Source organism: Cytobacillus sp. FSL R7-0696 (assembly GCF_038006865.1).
GTDB lineage: Bacteria > Bacillota > Bacilli > Bacillales > Cytobacillaceae > Cytobacillus > Cytobacillus kochii.
On record NZ_JBBOWA010000001.1, the window covers coordinates 3,094,765 to 3,115,974 of the forward strand.

Below are 21,210 nucleotides of genomic sequence, written 5' to 3' on the forward strand. Positions count from 1 at the left end.
AGTTTTTATCCATGATGGAATTTGACGAAATCATTCTGTAACAAGACGACAAAAGTCTTGTTATTTTTTTTTTCTCCTATGATAAAGTGATGAAAATAATAGTAAAAGGCAAGAGGGAGGGAAGTGGACAAAGATGGACAAGCATAATGGAAAGGCGAGAACAATCACAATAAAATTAAATCAGGACGGTCAACCGAAGCATAAAGAAGAAGGTGTAAAGGAGCAAGCGGCCACAAAGGAAAATGAAGCGGAGGATCAATTTGATTGGATTTTACCAAGTGGAGAAGAAGAAGTAGATTGGGAGAAAGAACTTGCAGATAGAGAAAAAGTGACGAAAAAGAAAAACAAATACAGTAAAAGCACAGCTAAGAAAAGTAGTTTTAAACAAATGAAATATCAATTAAACCCGTCGATGTTTTTTACCATTCTGTTTGCTGTTGTTATCGGAACGGGATTTGGGTTGGTAATGTTAAATGTTCTCGATAAAGGGGAAACGGCAGAAGGAGGCGCAGCAAGTTCCCAAGTAGGTGCATCAGGAGCAGTAACTGCGGGTAGTGAGACGGCAGAATTACCTGCTTTAGATACGTTTATCGTCCAAGGAGGTGTTTTTACTACCAAGGATAGTGCAGAGGGTATCGCTGCTTCGTATAAGGAAAAAGGCATTCCTACATTTATCCACCAGAATCAAGAACAATATACACTTATCATCGGAGTAGCAGCTACAAGTGAAGCGGCTAAGACTATGAGTACCCAATTAGAAGGTCAAGGTGCAGAAGTGTTTGCTAAAGAGTATACGATTGATGGTGCTAAGGTAGAAGGTTTAACGGCAGAAGAAAAGAAAATCTTAGAGCTCTCACCCCAAGTGTATCAATTATTGACAGGTGAAGCGTCCCCTGAACAAATTAATGCATATTCAAGTACGTTAAATGAGATTAATCAAGGGCTGAACCATGAAGACTTAATAGCATTAAAGGAAAAAATGCTTACTGCTCTAAAAGCTAATAACGGTAAGGACGCTCAACAGGCAGTCTTAAATTTCCTACAATCATATACGGTCATCGTTCAAACTTAAAAGTTTCTTAGTATATTATTTTCTGGGGAATAATTTAATTTTATTTCTAATTGAATCTATGAAACACTGATTTCACTGTCTATATTTATTTTTAGCAGATTACCTCTGTTTAGCTCGATTTTCTTCGGGCTATTTTTTGTGTGTAAAATCATATTATTAGATGATTTAAAATTGTTAATAGATGGATTGTTTGATACGATAGAGAGGTATCTCCCAATTTGAAATACGATGAAAGTAAGGTGAACCACATGCAAACACAAACCCTCATACTCGCTTCCACTTCTCCTCGTAGAAAACAGCTACTTGAACAAATAAATTTATCTTTCAAAGTAAAAGGCAGTCATGTTGATGAGCAGTTTGAAGCCAATTTAAAGCCGGATGAAATTGTGCAACAATTGGCGGAACGAAAAGCGAGAGCAGTCTACAATAACGAAAGTGATACTTTTGTAATTGGCTCAGATACGGTTGTTGTCCAAAAAGGCGAGGTTTTAGGCAAACCGATTGATGAAGATGAAGCGTATCTTATGCTTAAGAACCTATCGAACGGTACACATGAAGTGTACACAGGTGTAGCGATACTAACAGCTAATAAAATAACTCGTTTTTTCGTTGTTACAAAAGTTGAATTTTGGCCGCTATCAGAAGAAGAAATCTATGCCTATATCCAAACGGGTGAGCCTTTTGACAAAGCGGGGGGCTATGGGATCCAAGGAATTGGTGCCACACTTGTTAAACAAATACACGGAGACTATTTTGCTGTGATGGGATTGCCTATTTCACAAACGATTAGAGAGTTGCGCAAAATGGGCTATTCACTTCCTCACCATTTGTTTGGATAATGAAAAAGGAGGAAAGGGATGCATACGGAAAGCTTAATGATTAAAGACTTCCCTCAAGATGAAAGGCCGAGGGAAAGGTTAATGCAAAGTGGACCAGAGAGCTTATCCAATCATGAACTAATAGCTATTTTATTGCGGACTGGGACAAAAAATGAATCCGTTTTGCAGCTGTCCAATCGCTTGCTAACAAAGTTTGATGGATTGCGTTTATTAAAGGATGCTTCCCTTAGTGAAATTACCGAAGTGAAAGGAATTGGCCAGGCAAAAGCCATTCAAATCATGGCAGCTGTAGAAATCGGCAGAAGAATGGCTAATTTAACCTTCGATGAAAGATACAGCATTCGTTCACCAGAAGATGCTGCTAATTATGTGATGAACGAAATGCGTTTTCTATCTCAGGAACATTTTGTTTGTCTTTATTTAAACACTAAGAACCAAGTTTTAAGCAAACAAACCATTTTTATTGGTAGCTTAAATGCCTCTATTGTTCACCCACGAGAAGTGTATAAAGAAGCTTTCAGACAGTCTGCCGCCTCGATTATTTGTCTGCATAATCACCCCTCTGGCGATCCGACTCCAAGTAGAGAAGATATTGATGTGACGAAAAGGCTAACTGAATGTGGTAAAATAATTGGGATAGATATTCTCGATCATATTATCATTGGTGAAAAGAAATTTGTCAGTTTAAAGGAAAAAGGTTATATCTAGCACTATGTTTTTATTTGACGATAGGATATAATATTGTTTATGATTTTTTAGGGGAAGTATAGTATTTTACCTATCATTTTTTTAAGAATGAGGGACTGTCAGATGCCCTATTAAATAAACCTTATTTTAAAAATCGTATAGTATCAGAAAGGGAGATACAGGAATGTTTGGATTTGGTACAAAAGACCTTGGGATAGATTTGGGAACAGCAAATACACTTGTGTATGTAAAAGGTAAAGGAATCGTTGTTAGAGAGCCATCGGTCGTGGCACTTCAAACTGATACGAAACATATTGTTGCCGTTGGGAATGACGCTAAAAATATGATTGGTCGTACACCGGGAAATATCGTGGCATTAAGACCAATGAAAGATGGCGTAATCGCTGATTATGATACGACAGCAACAATGATGAAATATTATATGAAACAAGCGAATAAAAATAAGGGCATTTTTTCAGGTAAACCGAATGTTATGGTCTGTGTACCTTCTGGCATTACTGCAGTAGAAGAAAGAGCTGTAGTAGATGCAACTAGACAAGCTGGTGCAAAGGATGCATTTACCATTGAAGAACCATTTGCAGCAGCAATTGGTGCGAATTTACCTGTATGGGAGCCGACAGGAAGTATGGTTGTGGATATTGGTGGCGGTACAACTGAAGTGGCTATTATTTCTTTAGGGGGAATTGTTACAAGCCAATCAATCCGCATTGCTGGGGATGAAATGGATGATGCAGTCATTAATTATATCCGTAAAACTTATAATTTAATGATTGGTGATCGAACTGCTGAAATGATTAAATTAGAGATTGGTTCTGCTAGTGAAGCGGAAGGTGTAGAAAACCTTGAAATCCGTGGGCGTGATCTTTTAACTGGATTACCAAAAACAATTGAGATTACAGGTGATGAAATTTCAAAAGCATTAAAAGATACGGTATACTCTATTGTTGATGCTGTAAAAGTAACATTAGAAAAAACACCACCGGAGTTAGCAGCTGATATTATGGATCGTGGCATTGTTTTAACAGGTGGAGGAGCGTTGTTACGCAATTTGGACAAAGTGATTAGTGAAGAAACAAAAATGCCTGTTCTTATTGCAGAAAACCCACTGGATTGTGTGGCGATTGGTACTGGCAAAGCATTAGATCATATTCATTTGTTTAAAAATAAATCTAAAGACTCTCGCTAAGAATAGTGACCTACAGAAAAATTAGGCATTAGTGGCCGTCATTAATGCCCTGTTTTTCAAGTTTTTTTATTGCATAAAATATAACAATCGAGGTGTTTAGCATGCCACAGTTCTTTCTGAATAAACGCCTGATTATTTTGCTTGTAAGTATCATTATTCTCGTATCGTTGATAGGCTTTTCTTTAAGAGAGAGAGATAGTGTTACATGGCCAGAACAGTTTTTAAAAGATATGACGGGATGGGTGCAGAACATTGTTGCCGGTCCAACACAGTACATTGCTGGTTTCTTTGAAAATGTTCAAGACTTGCAAAATACATATGAAGAAAATAAAGAACTGAAATCTAGATTAGATAAACTAGCATTTTTAGAGGCAGAGGTACAATTGTTAGAAAAGGATAATGCTGAGCTTCGTGAAATACTAGAAAAAGAAGATAGTTTAACCGACTATGAACCTATACAGGCTACAGTAATCGGTAGAAATCCTTTAAGGTGGGAAGAAAAGCTTACCATAAATAAAGGAACCAGAGACGGTATTGAGGCAAATATGGCGGTTATTACAGCTAATGGACTCATTGGTAAGGTGAAAAGTGCACAAACCTTTACGTCCACGATTCAGCTGGTGAGTTCTAAAGATCCAACGAACCGTATTTCAGCTGTTGTTCAAGATGGTGAGAAAAAAGAAGAAACTTTTGGTTTAATTGAAGGCTACGATGAAAAAACAAAACGTTTGCTTATGACGAAGATACCTTATGATGCAAAAGTAGAAAAAGGGCAAATGGTAGTGACATCTGGTTATGGTGGGGTATTCCCTGAAGGCTTGCCAATTGGAAAAGTTGTTGAGGTTACACCTGCGGAATATGGCCTTACACAAACTGCATATATTGAGCCGAATGCGGACCTATATGACATTCAACATGTAATGGTAACGAAACTTAACAGCATTAATCCAGAGATTCAAGAAGAGCTTGAAGAATTAAATGAGGAGGAAGAAAGTTGAGAAAATATCTTCTCCCTCTCTTATTTATTTTCTTATTCGTCATTGAAAGTACATTTGCCCTTATGGTCGCTCCAACAGAGATGTTTGCAAATGAGAGATGGCTTATCCCTCATTTTTTACTTGGAGCAATTATGCTTTTAGTTATTTTTGGCTCGAGGAAACTAGGTTTACTTTACGCTTTTATTTTTGGATTGCTGTTTGACATTGTTTATACTGAAATTATCGGTATTAACCTATTTTTATTTCCAGTTGTCACTTATATTGTGTATCAACTAATGAAGATCTTACAGAATAATCTTATTGTGACGACAATCATTACACTTTTTGGTGTAGCATTAATGGAGCTAGGATCTTATGGGGTCAACTATATTATTAGTATTACAACAATGGGATTCTCGGATTTTATCTTTATGAGATTCATTCCAACACTTATATTGAACCTCATTTTTATCGTCATAGTCATTTTTCCATTGAAGAAATATTTTGAAAAATATGTTGAACGACTATCGTTATAATGTTAAGTCTGTTCTAGTCAATAATGAAGAAAAACGAAGAAATAAAGTTGAATGACTGTTTGCAGGCAACTTTAGAAACCGGTTATCCGGTTTCTTTTGCCATATAATTATTCTTTTCAACCAGAGTGAAGATTGAGTTTGCAAGAAAAAAGGATTTTGCAAACTGATGTCGAATTTATTCCTACAATATGTATTGAGAATCAGAATGAGGCGAGATAACAGAATGGATCTGTTCTTGTCTTTCTTGAGGTGAACATCTTGAAATGAATAAAAGACAAAATGTAACGATGAAGGGCACAAAGGATGGGATTACACTCCATCTTGATGATGCCTGTTCTTATGAGGAACTTAAAAAAGAATTAAATCATAAATTAATAGAGAGTAGTAAAAGTCAAGAAGATAAATTGATATCTGTCCTTGTACATACAGGTAATCGCTATTTAACCTCCTCTCAAGAGGAAGAGATAAAAGAGTTAATCAGGCAAAAGAAAAATCTTGTTGTGGAGTCTGTGCTTTCTAATGTACTGACAAAGGATGAGGCTGAAAAGCAAAAGCAAGCAAATGAAATCGTCTCTATAACAAAAATTGTTCGGTCAGGTCAAGTGATTGAAGTCCCGGGGGATTTATTGCTCATTGGAGATGTAAACCCCGGAGGAACAGTAAGAGCTGGTGGCAATATTTTTATTATGGGCGAGCTAAAAGGAATTGCACATGCGGGTTACTATGGTAACCAGGAGGCTGTGATATCAGCTTCTATTATGAAACCGACACAGCTTCGAATTTGTGATAGTATCACTCGTGCGCCTGATGAAAAACAAGATGAAAACAGTCGCGAAATGGAATGTGCTTATATGAATGAAGAGCAGCAAATCATTATCGACAGACTACAAGTATTGGTACATGTAAGACCAAATATATCGAATTTGCAAGGGGGATTCTAGAGTGGGAGAAGCGATAGTCATTACATCCGGAAAAGGCGGCGTTGGTAAAACAACAACATCTGCAAATATTGGTACAGCATTAGCCCTGCAAGGAAAAAGAGTGTGCCTTGTGGATACAGATATTGGACTAAGAAATCTTGATGTTGTTATGGGCCTTGAAAACCGTATTATTTATGATTTAGTGGATGTAGTTAAGGGGCGTTGTAAGATGCAGCAAGCCCTTGTGAAGGATAAACGCTTTGATGATCTTCTTTATCTCCTGCCTGCGGCACAAACAAGTGATAAGAATGCGGTTGACCCGGACGAAATGAAAATATTAATAGACGATTTAAAGCAGGATTTTGATTATATTATTATTGATTGTCCTGCGGGGATTGAACAAGGCTATCGTAATGCCGTTTCAGGAGCAACAAAAGCGATTGTTGTAACTACACCAGAGGCAACAGCGGTACGCGATGCCGATCGCATTATCGGGTTGTTAGAGCAAGAAGATCATATCGAACGTCCAAGGTTAGTTATTAATCGTATCCGACCACAACTTATGAAAAACCGTGATACGATGGATATTGATGATATTACGAGACACCTCGATTTAGAATTATTAGGCATTGTAGCGGATGATGATCAAGTGATTCGGGCGACAAATCAAGGAGAACCCATCGCAATGGATCCAAATAATATCGCCTCTATTGCTTATCGAAATATTGCCCGCAGAATTCTTGGCGAGTCTGTACCACTTCAACAACTTCAAGAAGAGAATACCGGTGTTTTTACAAAGATAAAGAACTTCTTCAAAGTAAAATAACAAATGAAATCCTTAGTGATCTGTTGTCACTAAGGATTTCTTAATATTTGTCATGGGAAAAGAAATAGGAATATGGAATATTCTGCTAAGAATAATAAGAAGTACAGCAAACGGTCCAAATGCACCATCCATTCAATTGCAGAAATGTAAGCTTTTTATCAAAAAAGCGACGTATAGTCAATTACCCCTGTTAGTACCCCTATCTTCTTCTATAGAAAGCACTCTAAGAGTTAGATCGTTCATAATAAAAGGATTCACTATCAACAGTCTAAGAATAAACACAGATATAGTGATCATTTATAAGAGGGTAGCTCTCCAACTACAACTAGGTGTTTGACAACACAAAAAAACTTCTCCCTTATCTATCTGTCATACTTAAAAACCTCTCATCATAGACTTGTACAAATGCTGATGAATAGGTGGGAAGTTATAATGAGCTCAAGAGCTGATGATATAAGAAAACGGATGGCTAAAAGAAAAAAAGAGATGGAGAAGAATAAGCCTGTTCAAAAAAAATCGAAAAAAATGAATTGGTTGCAAGATGAGGAGAGGCATGGATTTGACCAACTTCCCTCATATGATAGTCCACCTCCTAAAGATTCAAATACGAATCACCCATTATTTAAAAAGGAAGTTTTTCTATTTAAAGTGCTCGTATCAGCCTGCTTATTCCTCATAGTGGCCATTATGTTTAAAAATGATGGAGCAATTTTTGAAAAGCCGAAAGCCTTTGTTGTAGAGGCAATGGATAAGAATTTTCAGTTTGCTACTGTTATTAATTGGTATGAAGAGCAATTCGGACAAACCTTTGCCCTTTTGCCAAAGCAGAAACAGACAGAAGAATCTGTTGAGGAAGCGCAACCAAGCTTACCAGCAACAGGCAAGGTATTACAAGCCTTTGAGCAAGATGGTCAAAAAATTTCGATTGAAACAAACATGGGTGAGAAAGTAGAGGCTGCAAATGGAGGAGTCGTTGAATTTATTGGCGAAAAACCTGGGTTTGGACAAACCGTTATCATTCAACATGCCGATCAAAGTCAATCTTGGTATGGGAATTTAGCTGAAATTGATGTAAAAGCATATGACTATGTTGAAAAAAGTGCAGAAGTAGGAGAAGCGGCTACTAAAGAGGATGGGAAAGGCCTGTTTTATTTTGCCATTAAAAAAGGGGATGACTTTGTTGATCCTTCACAGGTGATTCCTTTTGAATAAATGGATCTTACTTTTTAAGCAGATACGTATCCATCCTTTACTCTGGTTGGTAGTCGGATTAGCTATTATCACTTCTCATTTCAACGAGCTTTTTCTTTTACTATTGATTATTTTTGTTCATGAAATAGGACATGCTGTGGCCGCACAGTTTTTTTCTTGGAGAATAAAAAGCATTGTGTTACTTCCATTTGGCGGTGTGGCAGAGATGGACGAACATGGCAATCGTCCATTAAAAGAAGAGTTAATGGTAATTTTAGCAGGGCCTATACAGCATGTTTGGATGATTGCTGTTGCCTTCCTATGTTTTGAATGGCAGCTAGTCACACCTGAGTTCTTTTCTTTGTTTGTCCAGTATAACTTGATGATCTTACTTTTTAATTTGCTTCCGATTTGGCCATTGGATGGTGGAAAACTAGTCTTTTTGTATTTGTCTTATTTTTATGCATTTGGTGATGCACATAGGAAGGCGTTACAGCTGTCTATTTTTATGCTCATATTGTTTTTAATTGCTTCTCTTTGGATTCTCCCTTTTAATATTAATATTTGCATCATCCTTGCATTCTTACTTTTTTCCTTATACTATGAATGGAAACAGCGCAGATATATATTTATGCGGTTCTTATTGGAACGATACTATGGAAAGCATAGTGAACTACGTAAATTAAAACCGTTAGTCGTTCAAGAATCTGAACCAATCATGAAAGTGCTCGAGAAATTTCAACGTGGTTGTAAACACTCGATTATTGTTGAGACGGGGAATAAAGAAAAGAGTGTGCTAGATGAAAATGAGTTATTACATGCGTACTTTGCGGAAAAGAATGTGTCAGCTCAAATAAGTGACTTAGTGTATGTTTATTAGAAGCGAGGAAAGTAGATTTGAAAAGATTAGTGATCAATACAATAAATAGAGAAAAAAGGTATGCCCTGCTCGATCAAAATGAAGTTGAAGAATTGTATATTGAACCTTTACAACTCGAGACAAAAGTAGGGAATATCTATCTAGGCATAGTTGAAAAGGTAATGCCGGGGTTAAATGCACTCTTTGTCAATATTGGTGAAGAAAAGAGTGGCTTTTTGCATAAGGATAAATTACAAAGTTATGCACTTGAAGATGATGATAAGAAGGAAAAACGTAACCTTTCTTCTTTTGTCCATCAAGGGGAAAGGTTACTTGTACAAGTAGAAAAGGATCAAACGGGAACGAAAGGACCAAGGTTAACTGGGATCGTTGAATTGCAAGGCAATTATATGGTCTATTTGCCGTTTGGGAATTATCTTGCTGTATCCAAGAAAATTACTAATCAGAGTGTCAGAGAACAATTAAAGCAAAACTGTGCGAGGTTGCTCGAAGCAAAGGAAGGTCTAGTGATTAGGACTGCTGCGAAAGATGTTGATATGGCTGTACTGGAAAAAGAATTAACACAATTGCGTGTGAAATATCAGCAACTCCATGCCGCTTCTCTCTTAATAAAAAGACCCGGTGTAGTTCAAACAGAAGATCAATTTTTACATAAATTACGTCAAGTCATACAAAAAATGAAAAGTGGGGAAGTAATTGTGGATGATGCTACTGTCAAAAAGCAGTTACAACCTAAAGACAATGTCACATTTCAACTTCATACGAATCAAGAAGCTATCTTTACAGCCTATGGTCTCGAACGTGAAATTGAAAAAGCATTAAAAAGAATTGTGTGGTTAGATAATGGTGCTTATCTGATTTTTGATGAAACAGAAGCGTTAGCTATTATTGATGTGAACACAGGTAAATTTTCTGGAAAACACCAATTGCAAGATACGGTCTTAAAAACAAATGAATTAGCGGCAAGGGAGGTAGCGAGACAAATACGTATCAGGGACTTAGCAGGAATGATACTGATAGATTTTATTAGTATGGAAAAAGAGCAGGATAGAATACATATTTTATCTGTTATAAAAGAGGCCCTAGCTACCGATGAAAGACAAATAAAAGTAATTGGATTTACACCTCTTGGTATTTTACAATTGACGAGAAAGAAAACGAAGGTGTCTCTTTCTGAAGCTTTACAAGAGAATTGTACAGTTTGTCATGGGACGGGTAAGGTATTGCGCGCAGAAACGGTTGCCTTTCGTTTAGAGAGAGAATTGTGGTCGTATCGGACCCGTGATGAGGAAGCGGTTCTTATAGAGGTGACAAGGGATGTCGTGGCTGTATACACTAAAGAGGAGTTACAGCAATTAGAAGAAAGCTGTGCGAAACACATTGTTTTCGATTTCATTGATCGCCCAAAACCAAGCTATCATATAAAAAGATTTGGTCCTTTGAAAGAAATGCAAGTGTAATCGTATTGACAGTACAGTATGTGTATGATAACATTTTGATGTTATGTTTGTAGCGCCCATGCTACAACCGCGCAGAAAAGGTCATTAAGCTTCTGCTTTGGCAGGACACCTGGGATGGCGAGTCTTAGTCTTAAGAGGAGGTGCAGTTATGTACGCAATTATTGAAACTGGTGGTAAGCAAATCCGTGTAGAAGAAGGTCAAACAATCTACATCGAAAAGCTTAACGCAGAAGCAGGCGAAACAGTTACTTTTGAAAAGGTTCTTTTCGTAGGTGGAGACAGTGTGAAAGTTGGAAGCCCAGTTGTTGATGGTGCTTCAGTTACGGCTAAAGTTGAAAAACAAGGTCGTGCGAAGAAAATCACTGTATTCAAATACAAAGCAAAGAAAAACTATCATAAGAAACAAGGTCACCGTCAACCGTACACTAAAGTTGTGATTGATAAAATCAACGCATAAGGTTGATGATTGATGATTGATGTAAGCATTCATCGTAATCGTTCTGGACTCATACAATCATTTGAAATAAGTGGTCATGCCCTGTTTGCTAATAATGGTGAGGACATTGTCTGTGCAGGTGTATCAGCTGTTTCAGTTGGGTGCGTTAATAGCATCCATCAGTTAGCGGGAGTTACCCCGCATATTCAAATGGAATCTGGACTATTATCCTGTATTCTTCCGAGCGATCTTGCTCAAGATATAGAAGAAAAAGTCCAATTATTGCTTGAGGGAATGGTTGTCTCATTGCAAACGATCGTTGAGAACTATCCGGAAAATATAAAAATAACCTTCAAACAGTAGGAGGTGGATTTCATGCTATTAAAATTAGATCTTCAGTTGTTCGCATCTAAAAAAGGAGTAGGTTCTACAAAGAACGGACGTGACTCAATCTCTAAGCGCTTAGGTGCTAAGCGTGCAGATGGTCAATTCGTTACTGGTGGTTCTATTCTTTACCGTCAACGCGGTACGAAAATTTACCCAGGTGTAAACGTGGGTAAAGGTGGAGACGATACTCTTTTCGCGAAAGTGGACGGAGTTGTAAAATTTGAGCGTCTTGGACGTGACCGTAAGCAAGTTAGCGTATACCCTGCAGCTCAAGAAGCATAAGATTGAGTGGAGAACTCTAACCATTAATGGTTAGAGTTCTCTTCATGTCATTCATCCCACATATATTCTCCTCAAACTGTCCTCTTTTGATAAAAGTCCGCTACTTTTTATGCAATTCTATTGATGGAACCTTAAATATAGGGGCAGATTTAAAAATTCTTACCTTTCTTTTTGCTAAGGTACATACGGCTATGGGTTTTTTTTGTTATACTAACACCATATCAATGTAATGGCTGAGGACCATAAAAGAAGATGTAGGAGTCAATTATGGAAAAAGATTGGGATATTGTTGAAGTGCTACGTCATGCAAGGCATGATTGGTTAAATAAAATACAACTAATTAAAGGCAATTTAAGCTTAAATAAGGTGGAACGGGCAAAAGAAATTATTGATGAAATTGTTGTGGAAGCGCAACAAGAGGCAAAGTTATCAAACCTACAAATGCCTCAATTTGCTTCACTTTTATTTACGTACAATTGGCGAAATCCAAAATTTCAATTAGAGTATGACGTTTATGAAGTATTCAAATGTGATCAACTGGATGATAAAAGTTTAACTGATTGGACAAGATCTTTTTTCTCTTGCTTAAATGATGCTGTACAGCCATTTGCTGATAATCATTTATCTATATCAATTAATCCAGAAAAGCAGGGTGTCCGTTTCTTTTTTGATTTTAGTGGAACAATTACTTATATGCAGCAGATTCGCTTATTTTTACTAGAGCAATCAACAAGTATGGGGCTTACAGTGAGGCGCTTAACAGAAGATGAAATATCATTTGATTTCTTTGTTCTTTTTGAAGAGAAGTAAAGTGGATTTATTTAATAGTAAAAAGCTAGTCAGTAAAAGATATTATAAACAGCGAGAGTCATGGGTGTTCATATTCATGTGCATCTTTTGAATAGGAGGAAATAGATCTTATGTTTGTCGATCAGGTCAAGGTGTATGTAAAAGGTGGCGACGGTGGGAACGGAATGGTAGCCTTTCGTCGTGAAAAATATGTTCCTAAAGGCGGTCCAGCTGGTGGGGACGGTGGTAAGGGCGCGAATGTTGTCTTTATTGTTGAAGAAGGTTTAAGAACGCTAATGGATTTTAGATATAAACGACATTTCAAAGCGGAACGTGGTGAGCACGGAATGTCTAAAAATCAGCATGGCAGAAACTCGAAGGACATGTTTATAAAAGTACCGCCGGGAACTGTGGTTACGGATGCTGAGACTGGTGAAGTAATTGCAGATTTAACTGAGCATGGCCAACAGGCAATCATAGCAAAAGGTGGCCGTGGAGGTCGTGGAAATTCAAGGTTCGCTACACCTGCCAATCCTGCACCGGAATTATCAGAACATGGAGAGCCAGGTCAAGATAGAGAAGTTATGCTTGAGTTGAAATTGCTTGCAGATGTTGGGCTAGTTGGATTCCCAAGTGTTGGTAAGTCGACTTTACTTTCTGTCGTTTCTGCTGCTAGGCCAAAAATTGGCGCGTATCATTTTACGACAATCGTTCCTAATTTGGGTATGGTAGAAACAGAAGATAATCGTAGTTTTGTCATGGCTGATTTACCTGGGTTAATTGAAGGTGCTCATTCTGGAGTTGGCCTTGGACATCAATTTTTAAGACATATTGAACGTACACGAGTAATTGTTCATGTGATTGATATGTCAGGAATGGAAGGCAGAGATCCTTACGAAGATTATGTGACAATCAATAATGAATTACAGGAATATAATTTACGTTTAACAGAACGTCCACAAATTATTGTAGCTAACAAGATGGACATGCCTGATGCAGAAGAACACTTAGCGGCATTTAAGGAGCAACTTGAAGAGGAGTATCCAATTTTCCCGATCTCTGCTGTTACAAGATCTGGTCTACGTGAGTTATTATTTGCGATTGCAGATAAGGTAGAAGAAACACCAGAATTCCCACTTGAACATGAAGAAGAGGATACAGGTGTTCACCGTGTACTTTATAAACATGAAGCAGATCAAGTAGAATTTACGATTACAAGAGATTCAGCTGGTGACTTTATTGTGTCAGGTGATGCAGTTGAGAAATTATTTAAGATGACTGATTTTAGCAGAGATGAATCGGTTAGACGTTTCGCCCGTCAATTAAGAGGGATGGGTGTAGATGAAGCATTACGCGAAAAAGGTGCAAAAGACGGGGATATCGTCAAGTTATTAGATTATGAATTTGAATTTATTGACTAACCTTAAAATTTCAATGAGGTGAAAGATGAAACAGGATAAATTAGATAAAAAATTCTTCCTTGTCCGAGAAGATGTATTGCCTGAGGCTATGAAAAAGACTTTGGATGCAAAAGAAATGATTGAAAGGGGAAAAGCAGAGTCTGTCTGGGACGCTGTCCATAAGGTAGATTTGAGTCGCAGCGCATTTTATAAATATCGCGATACTGTTTTTCCTTTTCATACAATCGTGAAGGAAAGAATTATTACATTGTTTTTTCATTTGGAGGATCGGTCGGGCACATTGTCACAATTATTAAGTATTGTGGCTGGATCAGGTTGTAATGTATTAACCATCCATCAAACCATTCCGATTTTAGGTCGTGCCAATGTCACCTTATCACTAAATGTTGCTGATATGGCGGTAGGAATCGATCATTTATTATCCGATTTAAGGAAACTAGAATTTGTAGATAAAGTAGAAGTATTAAGTTCAGGCGCATGAGTTAAAAACTCTTGCGTCTTATTCATTTTAATAAGGGGATTATTATACCTAAAATGAATTACTCGAACAGCTTAGTAAAATAAACTGGTGAAGTTTCAAACGTACATGTAGAAACGAGTCAGAGGCAATGAAATAATAGGCAAGTCAAAACGTATAGGTTTACGCATCGACAGTTCATATAAACGATCTCGATTTTAAAAAGAAAGATATCTTATAAAAAAGATAAAAAACCTCTTTTACATCCATAAACTAAAGTGTTAAAGTATAGTATAATGAGTTTTTTCATAATTCAAATTTGTTGTGGCTACATAGAATGAAGCTACTGATGAAAGGTGTTCACAATGAAAAAAATAGGCTTCTTAGGACCAGTTGCTACTTTTACAGATATAGCCGTTCGCGGGTTATTTCCAGAAGATAGAGCAATTCCACAAGCGACCATTCCTGCTTGTTTAGATTCTTTAGCAAATGATGAAATTGATTTAGCTGTTGTACCAATTGAAAATGCTTTAGAAGGATCAGTTAATATTACTTTAGATTATTTAGTTCATGAGGCACTTTACCCAATTGTGGGTGAAATGACCATCCCTATTAGACAACATTTACTTATTCACCCTAGCCAAAAACTAGAAGATATTCAAACGGTATATAGTCATTCTCATGCGATTGCACAATGCCATCGGTTCCTACATTCGACTTTAAAAGATGTTGAACTTGTTAATATGACATCAACGGCTGCAGCTGCAAAATATGTAAGTGAACATCCTGACGAAAAGGTTGCTGCAATAGCCAATGCTTTAGCAGCAGAAGAATATCAATTAACAATAGCTCACAAAGATATTCATGATTATTCACATAATCATACACGGTTTATTGTAGTGGCAAAGCAAGATTGTCACCTCAAGACAGCGCAGAAGTCAAAAGGATATAAGACAACTGTAATGGTCTCGTTACCTGATGATCGTGCTGGGGCCCTTCACCAAGTGCTATCTGCCTTTTCATGGAGAAATTTAAATTTATCAAAAATCGAGTCAAGACCAATGAAAACAGGATTAGGGAATTATTTCTTTATTATTGATATCGACCAGAAAATAGATGATGTGCTTATTCCAGGCGTGAAAGCGGAATTAGAGGCTTTAGGTTGCAAAGTGCAAATTTTAGGTAGTTATCCTTCATATCAACTCGGGAAGATAGAAGAATTGACTCATAAATAACAAAAAAGAAAGTAGAGTGCATGCTCTACTTTCTTTTTATCAAGTACTATTTCCTAGCAAGTATTATGTATCTATTTCGATAAGAAATCCTGATTTTTTCAATGCCTCTTCTGCTTCATCAAGCTTTGCTTCACTGCTGCTCGTAATCGTGTGTAAATGAATCCCACCTGTTAATTCTGATAAATAACTAGATTGAGTAGAATGAATTTTCTTCATAAACTGTTTTACTTCTTTGCGGTCAGAAACCATAATAGATGCTGTCAAATCACCATATACTGGATGCTCGATGGTGACATCTTTTACGGTGACGCCATGATCAACAAGTAAGTTTAACTCTTCTTCTGTTTGTTCAGGTGAATGGTTACTAGCTATTGTTCTTGTAGCTACCGGATGTGGTGAAGTATGATTTAACCTTAAGTATCCTTGACTTGTGGCAATAATTGGTTCATTTCTTGCTTTTAACAGTGTAATATCACCAACGATTACTTGTCTGCTAACATGGTATTTTGCTGCTAGTTCACTACCTGTAATAGGCTCTTCACTTTCCTTCAATAATTGGAGTAGTTTCATCCGTCTGTCTTCTCCAAGCACCTTTTTTTGTTCGCTCATTCTTAATCCCCTCTACTATAACCATAATCAATAATTTTACCATAGGAATCCAGTATAAATAAAGTTATCCCATGCTTTCCTTTAATGTTGCTAGAAATTCGGCAAGTGCGATTAATTGTTCTTTCGAGGTTTCTGTTCCAGTAGATATTCTGAAAAATTCTTTCGCTGCTTTTCCATTAACCCCGATGGCAGACATAGCTGTGGATGGCATTTGCGCATTGGTCGCACAAGCACTACCAGTAGCAATGCAAAAGCCTTTGCGGTTCGCTTCTAACATCACATACTGTCCTTCAATTCTAGGTATTCGCATCCCTATAGTAGATGGGATTTGTCTTTCTCTTGGTGCCTCATAAATAATAGAGTCAAAATGGGCACAATGAGTGATGAAAGCTTCGCGAAGGATTTGTGCGTGCGTTCTTGTTTGTTTCCATGTTTTCATGCTTTCATCTGCAGCTATTGTCATAGCGACTATAGCTGGTAGATTGACTGTACCTGGCCTCAATCCCTTTTCATGTGAAGTATTAGGTAGTAAGCCACGAATGGGATGTGCAGGATGTATATAGGCTAAACCTGCTCCTTTTGGTCCGTAAAATTTATGGGCAGATATAGCAAGACTATCAACGGCTTGGCTCACATGAGTGATATCTACTTTCGTAAAGGAATGGACACAGTCACAATGAAGGAAGATTTGATGAATTTTACATAATGCGCTTACTTCCTCGATTGGTTGGATTGAACCAAGTTCACTATTGGCATGTTGAATAATAGCAAGAATGGTATCTGGCCTAATAGCGGCCGCGAATTGCTTACAATCAATTTGACCATTATGATCAAATGGTAGATAAGTCACCTCATAATCATTATCTTCAAGTATAGATAAAAAGTTAGAAATAGAAGAGTGCTCAGCTAAAGTGGTAATAATATGTCCTTTTGTATCCGTTAAGGTTAAAAGAGATCGGATACAAATAAGGTTACTTTCCGTCCCTCCACTTGTAAAATAAATTCCACTACTCGGTACATGTAGAAAAGAAGCTAGTGTCAAACGGCATTGTTCTAGTAAATCATGTGCCCGACTGCCTATATCATGAAAGCTTTCTGTGTTTCCATAGAATTCAGTAGCAGTTCTTACATATGCATCTGCCGCTTCTTTTGATAAGGGGCAGGTGGCGGCATAGTCTAAGTAAATCATAAATGGCTTCATTCCTTTGTTTTTGATAGAAGGAGAAATAAATATTGTTAAAAACTCTTGTCATCAGTTTAAATCTGTGTAAATATAGGTGTCAAGACATATGTTAATTTAACCTGAATAGTTTACTGTCAGGAGGATCACAATGAAAAGTTTAGATGTGGTTATTATTGGGAGTGGTCTAGCTGCTCTTCAATTAGCACAAAAAATACGTAATGATTTGCATGTGATAATTATCACAAAGTCAGATATCAGAAGTAGTAATTCTTATTTAGCACAAGGAGGGGTTGCTGCTTCGCTCAGTAAAGAGGATGATTGGGCATTCCATCTACAAGATACTTTGAATGCTGGACGCTATCACAATGAGGAACAGGTTGTGGAAGCTTTAACAAAGGAGGCGCCTGATTTAATTCATGAGTTAAGTGCACAAGGCTTTCCATTTGATGAGAATACAAACGGGGAATTATCTCTTGGGTTAGAAGGAGCGCATTGTAAAAAAAGAATTGTGCATAGTGGCGGCGATGCGACGGGGAAGCATCTTGTTGATTTTATGATCAGTCAATTACCTAGACATATTGAAGTAATAACAAATGCATTTGTTTATGAGCTCCTCGTTAAACGAAAAATTTGCTATGGCGTAAAAGTAAAAAAAGAAGACGAAACCCATATCATTTTCGCCAAACATGTGGTTTTAGCAACTGGTGGGTGTGGTCAATTGTTTCAATATACATCTAATAGCCCTGTTGTTACCGGTGATGGTTTAGCTCTTGCACATCGGGCAGGGGCTATATTAACGGATCTTGAATTTATTCAATTCCATCCGACTTTATTATACGTGGATGGTGAAACGAAAGGTCTTATTTCTGAAGCTGTTCGTGGGGAAGGTGGCGTTTTAGTTGATGAACAAGGAATTCCGATAATGAAGGGTATTCACCCACTTGAGGATTTGGCTCCGAGGCATATTGTCGCTCAAGAAATTTATCAAGCTATGAAGCAAGGTAGAAAAGTTTATTTAAATATCCAGCAGGTGGCACGATTCACTACTCGATTTCCGACTATTAGTAAATTATGTGAAGCCAATGGCGTTATTGTTGAAAATCAATTAATACCAGTATCGCCTGGTGCCCACTTTCTTATGGGTGGGGTCAAGACGAATGATAGTGGCGAAACAAGTATTGCTCATCTTTATGCAATTGGGGAAGTGGCAAGGACGGGCGTGCATGGAGCCAATCGTTTAGCTAGTAATTCTCTTTTAGAAGGTTTGTATTTTGGTAAAAAAGTGGCTCAGCAAATAAATAAGAGTAAGGATTATGACGTAGGTAAAAGAAGCGATTATCGTTTTGAAATTAAGAAAGAGAATATCCAAGGAAGATTACCTGCAAAAGAAGATATTCAAAACCGAATGATGGAATATGTTGGCATAGTAAGGAATAAGGCCAACTTACAAGATCAGTTACGTTATCTCAATCACTTTCATCTCCCGCAATCATTAGATTATTTATCACAAGAGGAAATTGAAATCGTTTTTATGATGGAAATATCAAGATGCATTACGAAATCAGCCCTTAAACGGAATGAAAGTAGAGGGGGACATTTTCGTGAGGACTTTCCTATTGAAATGGAAGAATGGTTGAAACAAGAAATTAAGCATGAAAAGAAAGGTGATCATGATGAATACATTGAAACTTCGCAAACAATTAGAGCATTACTTCATTGAAGATATTGGTGAAAGAGATTTAACGACAGAATTGATCTTTGGAGAACACGAAAGAGGTGCAATTACTTTTCTAGCGAAGGATAGAGGTGTGTTTTGCGGTAGAGAGGTCATAACAGTAGGCTTCCCCATGTTATCTAATGAATGCCATTTTGAATTCTTCAAACAGGAAGGTGAGTGGTTTAATCAAGGAGAAGTCTTGCTTAAAGTGTATGGACCAATCTCAGCACTTTTAAAGGGAGAACGTGTAATTTTAAATTTGGTGCAACGAATGTGTGCAGTCGCAACGAAAACAAAGAAAGCGGTTGATTTATTAAATAGCACACATACACGCATTGTCGATACAAGAAAAACAACACCTGGATTAAGGATGCTTGAGAAATATGCAGTTCGAACAGGTGGTGGTTATAATCACCGCTACGGGTTATATGATGCGGTTATGATTAAAGATAATCATATAAGCTTTGCAGGCTCGATAAGTAAAGCAGTAGAAAGTGTGAAGTCAAAAATTGGTCATATGGTTAAGATAGAGGTCGAAATTGAGAGTATAGCGCAATTGAATGAAGCGATTGCTGCTGGCGTAGATGTCATTATGTTTGATAATTGTACACCTAGAGAAATAGAAGATTGGATAACTTATGTGCCGAAAGGTGTTATAACCGAGGCTTCAGGAGGTATCGGTTTAGAGGAACTTCATAAGTATGGGCAAACAGGTGTTGACTATATTTCAATTGGTGCTTTAACACATTCTGTTGCCGCACTTGATATTAGTGTGAGAATGTCTGTGATCGAGAAGGAGAAACGAAATGAATCTATTTGACACGATTGAAAAACAAACGATTTTACCAGAAAAATACCGTTCTTTATCTAATGTGCTGTTAGAAAATATTGTGCGTCGCGTGAAGGATACATTTGGAGACAAGCTGTATATTCCAGGGCACCATTATCAAAAAGATGAAGTGATACAATTTGCTGATAGTACAGGTGATTCATTAAAATTAGCACAATTTTGTGCGCAGAATACCCGAGCTGAGTTTATCGTGTTTTGCGGTGTACATTTTATGGCAGAAACAGCCGATATCCTAACAACTAAAAATCAAAAAGTCTATTTACCGGATATGAGAGCGGGCTGTTCCATGGCTGATATGGCTAATATCCATCAAACAGAAAGAGGATGGCATCTATTAACTGAACGATTTGGGGAGACCATTTTACCGCTTACTTATGTAAATTCAACAGCTGCCATCAAATCATTTGTAGGTGAACATGGTGGGGCAACCGTTACTTCTTCTAATGCAGAAGAAGTGGTAAAATGGGCGCTCCAACAAAAGGAAAGGATTTTGTTCTTGCCGGATCAACATCTTGGCAGAAATACAGCCTATAAGTTAGGTATTTCTTTAGATGAAATGGCAGTCTGGGATCCGATTCAACATAGATTAGAATTTGAGGGAGGAAATGAGCAGGTCAAAGTGATTTTATGGAAAGGTCATTGCTCAGTTCACGAGAATTTTACAGTAAGGAACATCGAAGATATACGAAAAAACAGACCAGAAATGAAAATCATTGTTCATCCTGAGTGTAGAAGAGAAGTTGTTGAGCGGTCTGATATGGATGGTTCTACGAATGATATTATTCAGGCAATAGAAAAGAGTGAGCCAGGTTCTCAGTGGGCAATTGGCACTGAAATGAACTTAGTCAATCGTCTCATTCAATCACATCCAGATAAACAAATTGTTTCATTAAATCCACATATGTGTCCATGTATGACAATGAATCGCATTGATTTAATGCATTTGGCATGGAATTTAGAAATGTTGGAGAAAGGCGAACCCATAAATCAAATCAAGGTTGATGATCAAATCGCTGTAGGAGCAAAACAAGCTTTAGCACGCATGTTGGTGATAAAATAAATTGAAATAAGGCTACCTTTCATTAGGTAGTTTTTTTATGGGTAAATTAATTAATAAATGTTTCTGTGGACAAAAAATCATTTTCATAAGTGTATTCAGAATTTTTATTAAAAAAATCCTTTTTTTGTGCTTTCCTATAATGTTTATCATAATTTTCATGATTTCTGCATAAGTTTTTTTGAAGATTAT

The 21,210-nt window shown here is 37.3% G+C and carries 23 protein-coding genes and 1 other annotated feature; of the genes, 21 read left to right on the forward strand and 2 right to left on the reverse strand.

The window, feature by feature from the left end:
• Window positions 1-133 precede the first annotated feature (133 nt).
• The 18 genes from MKX29_RS15985 (at window position 134) to pheA (ending at window position 15,602) form a co-directional block, all read left to right on the forward strand.
• Window positions 134-1,072, forward strand: coding sequence for an SPOR domain-containing protein (locus MKX29_RS15985; RefSeq protein ID WP_341106531.1), 939 nt, complete (start codon window positions 134-136; stop codon window positions 1,070-1,072).
• A gap of 248 nt (window positions 1,073-1,320) precedes the next feature.
• Window positions 1,321-1,911, forward strand: a complete 591-nt coding sequence (locus MKX29_RS15990; protein WP_341106534.1) for a Maf family protein — start codon at window positions 1,321-1,323, stop codon at window positions 1,909-1,911.
• 18 nt (window positions 1,912-1,929) lie between these two features.
• Window positions 1,930-2,619 (forward strand): RadC family protein, encoded by a 690-nt coding sequence (radC, locus tag MKX29_RS15995; protein WP_251162622.1) that lies wholly within the window; start codon window positions 1,930-1,932, stop codon window positions 2,617-2,619.
• Between the two features lie 163 nt (window positions 2,620-2,782).
• Window positions 2,783-3,805, forward strand: a complete 1,023-nt coding sequence (locus MKX29_RS16000) for a rod shape-determining protein (RefSeq protein WP_095372401.1) — start codon at window positions 2,783-2,785, stop codon at window positions 3,803-3,805.
• A gap of 101 nt (window positions 3,806-3,906) precedes the next feature.
• On the forward strand, window positions 3,907-4,803 hold the full coding sequence (gene mreC, locus MKX29_RS16005; RefSeq protein ID WP_289434213.1) for a rod shape-determining protein MreC: 897 nt from the start codon (window positions 3,907-3,909) through the stop codon (window positions 4,801-4,803).
• Window positions 4,800-5,318 (forward strand): rod shape-determining protein MreD, encoded by a 519-nt coding sequence (gene mreD, locus MKX29_RS16010; RefSeq protein ID WP_341106538.1) that lies wholly within the window; start codon window positions 4,800-4,802, stop codon window positions 5,316-5,318. Before mreC ends, mreD begins: the two co-directional genes overlap by 4 nt.
• Before the next feature lie 263 nt (window positions 5,319-5,581).
• Window positions 5,582-6,259 (forward strand): septum site-determining protein MinC, encoded by a 678-nt coding sequence (gene minC / locus MKX29_RS16015; RefSeq protein ID WP_224935852.1) that lies wholly within the window; start codon window positions 5,582-5,584, stop codon window positions 6,257-6,259.
• 1 nt (window position 6,260) lies between these two features.
• A complete protein-coding gene (gene minD / locus MKX29_RS16020) occupies window positions 6,261-7,064 on the forward strand; it encodes a septum site-determining protein MinD (RefSeq protein WP_095372405.1) in 804 nt (267 codons plus the stop codon).
• A gap of 432 nt (window positions 7,065-7,496) precedes the next feature.
• Window positions 7,497-8,276: a M23 family metallopeptidase gene (locus MKX29_RS16025; RefSeq protein ID WP_095372406.1), complete on the forward strand. Its 780-nt coding sequence runs from the start codon at window positions 7,497-7,499 to the stop codon at window positions 8,274-8,276.
• On the forward strand, window positions 8,269-9,135 hold the full coding sequence (locus MKX29_RS16030; protein ID WP_224935855.1) for a M50 family metallopeptidase: 867 nt from the start codon (window positions 8,269-8,271) through the stop codon (window positions 9,133-9,135). Before MKX29_RS16025 ends, MKX29_RS16030 begins: the two co-directional genes overlap by 8 nt.
• A 17-nt stretch (window positions 9,136-9,152) precedes the next feature.
• Window positions 9,153-10,595: an Rne/Rng family ribonuclease gene (locus MKX29_RS16035; RefSeq protein ID WP_251162623.1), complete on the forward strand. Its 1,443-nt coding sequence runs from the start codon at window positions 9,153-9,155 to the stop codon at window positions 10,593-10,595.
• 55 nt (window positions 10,596-10,650) lie between these two features.
• Window positions 10,651-10,730: a sequence feature (ribosomal protein L21 leader region), on the forward strand.
• Between the two features lie 13 nt (window positions 10,731-10,743).
• Window positions 10,744-11,052 (forward strand): 50S ribosomal protein L21, encoded by a 309-nt coding sequence (gene rplU, locus MKX29_RS16040; RefSeq protein WP_095372409.1) that lies wholly within the window; start codon window positions 10,744-10,746, stop codon window positions 11,050-11,052.
• 12 nt (window positions 11,053-11,064) lie between these two features.
• Window positions 11,065-11,394, forward strand: a complete 330-nt coding sequence (locus tag MKX29_RS16045) for a ribosomal-processing cysteine protease Prp (protein WP_224935857.1) — start codon at window positions 11,065-11,067, stop codon at window positions 11,392-11,394.
• A 12-nt stretch (window positions 11,395-11,406) separates the two neighbouring features.
• Window positions 11,407-11,700, forward strand: a complete 294-nt coding sequence (gene rpmA / locus MKX29_RS16050; RefSeq protein ID WP_009333115.1) for a 50S ribosomal protein L27 — start codon at window positions 11,407-11,409, stop codon at window positions 11,698-11,700.
• A 267-nt stretch (window positions 11,701-11,967) separates the two neighbouring features.
• Window positions 11,968-12,510 (forward strand): sporulation initiation phosphotransferase B, encoded by a 543-nt coding sequence (locus MKX29_RS16055; protein WP_095372411.1) that lies wholly within the window; start codon window positions 11,968-11,970, stop codon window positions 12,508-12,510.
• Between the two features lie 110 nt (window positions 12,511-12,620).
• Entirely contained in the window at window positions 12,621-13,910 is a 1,290-nt protein-coding gene (obgE, locus tag MKX29_RS16060) for a GTPase ObgE (protein WP_289434196.1), read from the forward strand.
• Between the two features lie 25 nt (window positions 13,911-13,935).
• Window positions 13,936-14,391 (forward strand): ACT domain-containing protein, encoded by a 456-nt coding sequence (locus MKX29_RS16065; RefSeq protein WP_095372413.1) that lies wholly within the window; start codon window positions 13,936-13,938, stop codon window positions 14,389-14,391.
• A gap of 341 nt (window positions 14,392-14,732) precedes the next feature.
• Window positions 14,733-15,602 (forward strand): prephenate dehydratase, encoded by an 870-nt coding sequence (gene pheA, locus MKX29_RS16070; RefSeq protein ID WP_224935859.1) that lies wholly within the window; start codon window positions 14,733-14,735, stop codon window positions 15,600-15,602.
• A 63-nt stretch (window positions 15,603-15,665) separates the two neighbouring features.
• Here the strand turns inward: pheA and MKX29_RS16075 are convergent, their stop codons facing one another.
• Together MKX29_RS16075 and MKX29_RS16080 are read right to left on the reverse strand one after the other, a co-directional pair.
• Window positions 15,666-16,211, reverse strand: a complete 546-nt coding sequence (locus tag MKX29_RS16075) for a transcription repressor NadR (RefSeq protein WP_224935860.1) — start codon at window positions 16,209-16,211, stop codon at window positions 15,666-15,668.
• Between the two features lie 64 nt (window positions 16,212-16,275).
• Window positions 16,276-17,400: an IscS subfamily cysteine desulfurase gene (locus MKX29_RS16080; RefSeq protein WP_341106546.1), complete on the reverse strand. Its 1,125-nt coding sequence runs from the start codon at window positions 17,398-17,400 to the stop codon at window positions 16,276-16,278.
• Between the two features lie 142 nt (window positions 17,401-17,542).
• Between MKX29_RS16080 and nadB the strand changes: the two genes are divergently transcribed.
• Genes nadB through nadA form a run of 3 tightly spaced genes read left to right on the forward strand, consistent with a single transcriptional unit; the run spans window position 17,543 to window position 21,021 of the window.
• Window positions 17,543-19,114 (forward strand): L-aspartate oxidase, encoded by a 1,572-nt coding sequence (gene nadB / locus MKX29_RS16085; protein ID WP_251162625.1) that lies wholly within the window; start codon window positions 17,543-17,545, stop codon window positions 19,112-19,114.
• Window positions 19,068-19,931 (forward strand): carboxylating nicotinate-nucleotide diphosphorylase, encoded by an 864-nt coding sequence (nadC, locus tag MKX29_RS16090; RefSeq protein ID WP_251162626.1) that lies wholly within the window; start codon window positions 19,068-19,070, stop codon window positions 19,929-19,931. The genes nadB and nadC overlap by 47 nt, the downstream gene beginning before the upstream one ends.
• The gene (gene nadA / locus MKX29_RS16095) at window positions 19,918-21,021 is read left to right on the forward strand and encodes a quinolinate synthase NadA (RefSeq protein ID WP_251162627.1); all 1,104 of its coding nucleotides are present in this window, start codon (window positions 19,918-19,920) and stop codon (window positions 21,019-21,021) included. Before nadC ends, nadA begins: the two co-directional genes overlap by 14 nt.
• Window positions 21,022-21,210: the final 189 nt, after the last annotated feature.